The sequence below is a fragment of the Desulfobacteraceae bacterium genome (assembly GCA_022340425.1).
In the GTDB taxonomy this organism is placed as follows: Bacteria; Desulfobacterota; Desulfobacteria; order Desulfobacterales; family JAABRJ01; genus JAABRJ01.
This window is the reverse complement of record JAJDNY010000099.1, coordinates 1-5129: the sequence shown is the minus strand read 5'-3', so window position 1 is coordinate 5129 and position 5129 is coordinate 1. Positions and strand designations below refer to the sequence as shown.

Annotated in this window: 4 protein-coding genes; 2 read left to right on the top strand and 2 right to left on the bottom strand. The window is 59.3% G+C overall.

From position 1 onward, the window contains the following. Window positions 1-268 precede the first annotated feature (268 nt). Both LJE63_08855 and LJE63_08850 read left to right on the top strand, forming a co-directional pair. On the top strand, window positions 269-478 hold the full coding sequence (locus LJE63_08855) for a hypothetical protein (protein MCG6906722.1): 210 nt from the start codon (window positions 269-271) through the stop codon (window positions 476-478). A 26-nt stretch (window positions 479-504) separates the two neighbouring features. After that, a complete protein-coding gene (locus LJE63_08850) occupies window positions 505-3240 on the top strand; it encodes a sensor histidine kinase (protein MCG6906721.1) in 2736 nt (911 codons plus the stop codon). A gap of 56 nt (window positions 3241-3296) precedes the next feature. Here the strand turns inward: LJE63_08850 and LJE63_08845 are convergent, their stop codons facing one another. Together LJE63_08845 and LJE63_08840 are read right to left on the bottom strand one after the other, a co-directional pair. Further along, a complete protein-coding gene (locus LJE63_08845) occupies window positions 3297-3872 on the bottom strand; it encodes a hypothetical protein (protein MCG6906720.1) in 576 nt (191 codons plus the stop codon). A 338-nt stretch (window positions 3873-4210) separates the two neighbouring features. Continuing rightward, window positions 4211-5129 (bottom strand): ISAs1 family transposase (locus tag LJE63_08840; GenBank protein MCG6906719.1); only part of this gene is annotated, 919 nt, incomplete at its 5' end.

Sequence of the window (5129 nt, the reverse complement as noted above, 5' to 3'; positions counted from 1 at the left end):
AAATCCGGCTTGGATTTTTCCAGGGCCTCGAGGGCATCCCGGCCGCTTTGGGCCAAAACCACCTGAAAGCCGTTTTGCTCCATGAGAAACTGCAGGGGAACCAGAATGTTCAACTCATCGTCAACGATCATAATTGTTTTGGATGGCATCCCCGCCCCTTCCAGCCGCCCTCTTTTTGTGGTAGTGAAAAATTAACAGAAAACTGGATCCCGCACAATTCCTATATTTTCCCTTCGCCCAAGCAGCCCCCGGTGGGCGGGAGCCTCAAATGACTCGCGACAGCATCATCAACAAACGGTTGATCGGCTTGTTTCTGCTGGGGTTTCTGCTGTTCAACTACCCGTTTGTCTCGCTTTTCAACCTGCCGGTATTCGTGCTGGGCTTTCCGCTCCTGTATGCCTATCTCTTCGCGGCCTGGACCGTCTATATTGTACTGATCGTTCTGATTATCCACTCCCGCCCGCGCGGCGAGTCGTAAGGGCGGCTTGGCGAACAAAGGGCATCATGCTCTCGGCTGAAACCATCATTTTTGCCTCCCTGTGCTATCTCGGCCTGCTGTTCGCCGCGGCCTACTTCGGAGACAAAAGCGCCGCCGCCGGCCGCAGCATCATCAACAGTCCTTACGTCTATGCGCTTTCGCTGGCCGTCTATTGCACGGCCTGGACGTTCTACGGCAGCGTCGGCCGAGCCGTACAGGGCGGCCCCGGTTTTTTGACGATCTACCTGGGCCCCACCCTGACCTTCACCCTGGGCTGGTTCGTACTGCGCAAGATGCTGCGCATCAGCCGCATCCACCGCATCACCTCGATCGCCGATTTTATCGCCTCCCGCTACGGCAAAAGCGTCATCCTGGGCGGCGTTGTGTCGGTTATCGCCGTCCTGGGCATCGTGCCCTACATCTCACTGCAGCTCAAGGCCATCTCCACCAGCTTTTTACTGCTCACCCGCTACCCCGGGTTCTTTATGCCGCAGCATGCCGGCCGCGTTCCTTTTTTCGAGGACACCGCCTTTTACGTGGCCCTCGTCATGGCCGCCTTTGCCGTACTTTTCGGGACCCGCAAGGTGGAAGCCACCGAACGCCACGAGGGCATCGTCGCGGCCGTCGCCCTGGAGTCGCTGGTCAAGCTGGTGGCGTTTCTGGCGGTCGGGTTGTTCGTGACCTACGGCATCTATAATGGCTTCGACGATCTTTTCACCCAGGCGCGCAGCCAGCCCGAGCTGTCGGCGATGTTCACCATCGGCGATCAACCCGGCGCCTACACCGGCTGGACCGTCCTGGTGCTGCTCTCAATGCTGGCGATCCTCCTGTTGCCGCGGCAGTTTCAGGTGGCGGTGATCGAAAACGTCAGCGAGGAGCATCTCAAAAAAGCCATCTGGCTGTTTCCCCTGTACATGCTGGCCATCAACCTATTCGTCATGCCGGTGGCCTGCGCCGGGATACTCCAATTTGCCGGGCAGGCGGTGGATCCCGACACCTTCGTGCTGATCCTGCCGCTGGCCCACCATCAGGCCCAGCTCACCCTGCTGGTCTTCATCGGCGGCATGTCGGCGGCCACCGGCATGGTCATCGTGGAGACGATCGCCCTCTCCACCATGATCAGCAACAACATCGTCATGCCGCTTTTGCTGCACCTGCCGGCCCTCAAGCTGGCCCAGCGGCGCGACTTCGGCGCCTGGCTGGTCGCCATCCGGCATGCCGCCATCGTGGTGACGATCCTGCTGGGGTATTTCTACTTTCACTTCACCGCCGAGTTCTATCCCCTGGTGGCCATCGGCCTGGTTTCCTTTGCCGGGGTGGCCCAGTTCGCCCCGTCGCTCCTGGGAGGGCTTTTCTGGAAGGGCGGCAGCAAAGCCGGTGCCCTTTGCGGGTTGACTGCCGGCTTCCTAATCTGGCTTTACACCCTGGTGCTGCCCCCCCTGACCGACGCCGGCCTCCTGCCGCAGGCCTTTATCACCGAAGGGCCCTGGGGCCTGCAGTTTCTCAGGCCCTTTCAACTCTTCGGCCTCAAAGGCTTCGACCATGTTTCCCACGGCGTTTTCTGGAGCCTGCTGCTCAATAGCGCCGCTTACGTGGGGGTGTCGCTTTTCAGCCGACCCTCGGCCCTGGAGCATAGCCAGGCCACGATGTTTGTGGATGTTTTCCGCTTCACCGGGGATACCGATGAGGCGCCGCTCTGGCGCGGGACTGCCCGGATTCCCGACCTGAAATCGCTGCTGGAAAGGTTTCTCGGCCCGGCCCGCACGGCCGAGGCTCTGGCGCAGTATGCCAACCAGCACACCATCGACTGGGAGCGGTCGCTGGCCGCCGATCCGGGATTCGTGACCTACGTGGAAAAACTGCTGGCCGGCGCCGTGGGGTCGGCCTCGGCCCGGGTGGTGGTCGCCTCGGTGGTCAAGGAGGAGCCCCTGGGGATCCGCGAGGTCATGGGGATTCTGGACGAAACCCGCCAGGCCATCACCTACAGTCGGCAGTTGATGAAAACCTCGGCCGAGTTGCGGGCCGCCAACGAGCGCCTCAAGGAACTGGACCGCCTCAAGGACGAGTTCCTCTCCACCGTCTCCCACGAACTGCGCACCCCCCTGACCTCGATTCAATCGCTCGCCGAGATCCTGCGGGACTACCCCGACACCGATGAGCAGCAGAAGCAAAAGTTTCTGGGGATCATGATCAAGGAGATTCAGCGGCTGGCACGCCTGATCAACCAGGTGCTCAATTTTCAGAAAATCGAATCCGGCCGCATGCAGTGGCAGATCGGCAGCGTGGACCTGCGCAAAGTGATCGAAGACGCCGTCGCCGCCTCCAGCCAGCTGGTCACCAACAAACAGATCCGGCTCCAGGTGGACCTGCCCGACGCGGTGCCGGCCATCATCGGCGACCGGGACCAGTTGATACAGGCGATGGTCAACCTGATTTCCAATGCCGTCAAATTCTGCGAGGAGAAAACCGGCGTTATCGCCATTGCACTGGCGCGCCGCGGCGACACCCTCAGGGTAAGCGTCCAAGACAACGGCGTGGGTATCAGCGCCGCCGATCAGAAGGTGATTTTCGAGCAGTTCCGGCAGGTGGCCACCGCCGGGCGGGGTCGGCCGCCGGGCAGCGGGCTGGGGCTGACCATCACCCGGCGCATCATCGAATTTCACGGCGGCCGGATATCGGTGGAAAGCGAACCCGGGCAGGGCGCGACGTTCACCTTTGAGATCCCGCTGCAAACCCCGCTGGCCGCCCACGGCGGAAGTTAGAGCCGAAGACTCTGCTGCCGGGGGTGTGCCGCGCTGCTCCCAAAGGGGGAGGCGCATCAGCGAGGGGGAAATTTGCGGGTGATGCGGCGGTAATAGGGCAGGCCCCGGAGCTTGACCTGCCGGATCTCGTTTTGCTCCTCGAAGACGGACAGCGCTTCGACGCCCGCCGCATGCAGGCCGGTCACCGCCACCACCGGGCGAATGCTGCGGTAGTGGCGCTTGAAAAGACCACGCCCCAGGGTTTCACTGGTGGTCAAAATGCCCAGCAGGGTGTAGTCCCCCCCGGCGGAGGCCAGGAGATCCATCACGGTTGGGTCGCAGCGCAGGCGGTGGAGAAAAAGATTCAGCGGGTTGTGGGTCCAACGGGGATGAAACACCATCCGGCTGAGTTTCTGGGCAACACCTGTCAGGCGCCACTGGGCGGCCCTGCGGTTGTTGACCACGGCCACCGCTGAGAATTCCAGGGTGCGGCCGTCCTGCTTCACGACTTGGCGATTGAAGCCCAGATAACGCAGGTTGTCGGTTTCCTCGGGCATGCCGCTGAGGATCAAAACCTCCTTGAGGCGGGCCACATCCGGGGACAGAATCCGTGTCAGGGCATTCAACAAATCGCCGATGAAATCGTGACTCATGCGTGCAGCCCTCCCCCCTCAGGATCTTTTCGAACCCAGTCACCACACCTGACAGCGACATCGGCCCCGTGGCTGTTCGAAATTTTTTCCACAACACAAAAAATGAATCAGCGATATTCTTTACACCAAAATCAAGTAAAATTCCATCCCCCTGGTGCAGACGGTATTTTACTCTTCGGCTTGCGCCCCGTCCGTCTTCAGCGGCGGGGCCAAAACCTGCCGGTCGGCTTTTGGGTCGGGACCCGGCGGCCGGTTTACGCGGCTGCCGCTGGTGGCCTCCCACCTCCCGGCAAGGGAAATATAGGGGACACGTCACCCACGGCAATCGCTTGTAGAAATCACCTCGACCGGACCTTTAGCAGGTGTCTTGGAGCCCATGCAGCCTTAAGCCGCTTGGTCTGGATACCGCCCTCTTGAGGAATGTTTCCCGTTTCAGCAGGTTTGATGGCCATGTGTCGCAAGATAGCGAAATTCTCCGGCCCATGGTCCTTTCGCACCCGACAGTGGCCTTCACGAAACGCAGCGTCCAGGCACCATTGCAGACTGTTATTAATTCCCCAGTGATCCCGGATGACCTTGGCGATAGTCGGGGTGTGGTTTTCGAGACTGGGGATAAGGTAGGCGGTTTCGGTGGAGGTTTTTTCCGTTGACATCCCGCTGGCGAATAACCTTAGCGATGGTTTTAAGTCCGGCCCACTGGTCTTTTCCCGAAAGCCAGTCGATATCGCTAATGGTAAAATACCGCTGGTTTTCTTTGACCTGAATGACCTAGTCGGCCTTTTCCTCGATGATGGGGTGGGTGATTTTTTCTGGCAGCCCATGGCGTCAATGGTGACAACGGCGCCTTTCAGGGAAAGGGTTTTGAGCGGGAGAAGAAGTTTTGAAATCCTTTGGGGGTTAGCCGTGCGAAGAGCCGCCCGAAGTTGTCGTGAGAGGGAATACCGTTGGGCAGCTCCAGGAATTATTTTAACCAGGAGATCCTGGAGCGGCCATATTCGGACACCTGAGTCCAGGAGTCGGCGCCGCTGATGGTGACACAAAGGGCAATCATCGCAGAAGGCACGTTCTGCGCCAGTTTTACATGTGATTGCCCTGACTTCTAGTTTGACAAATAATGCATTTTTTGCAATTTTTCCTTTTTTGATATATTTTTTAGTGTTGATTAGATGACGCTTTTTCATAGCAGCTGTGAAGACACCAAACATGCTTTCTAAAGGAGTTAATCCATGAATTACCATAAATTTGGACTTCACTTGG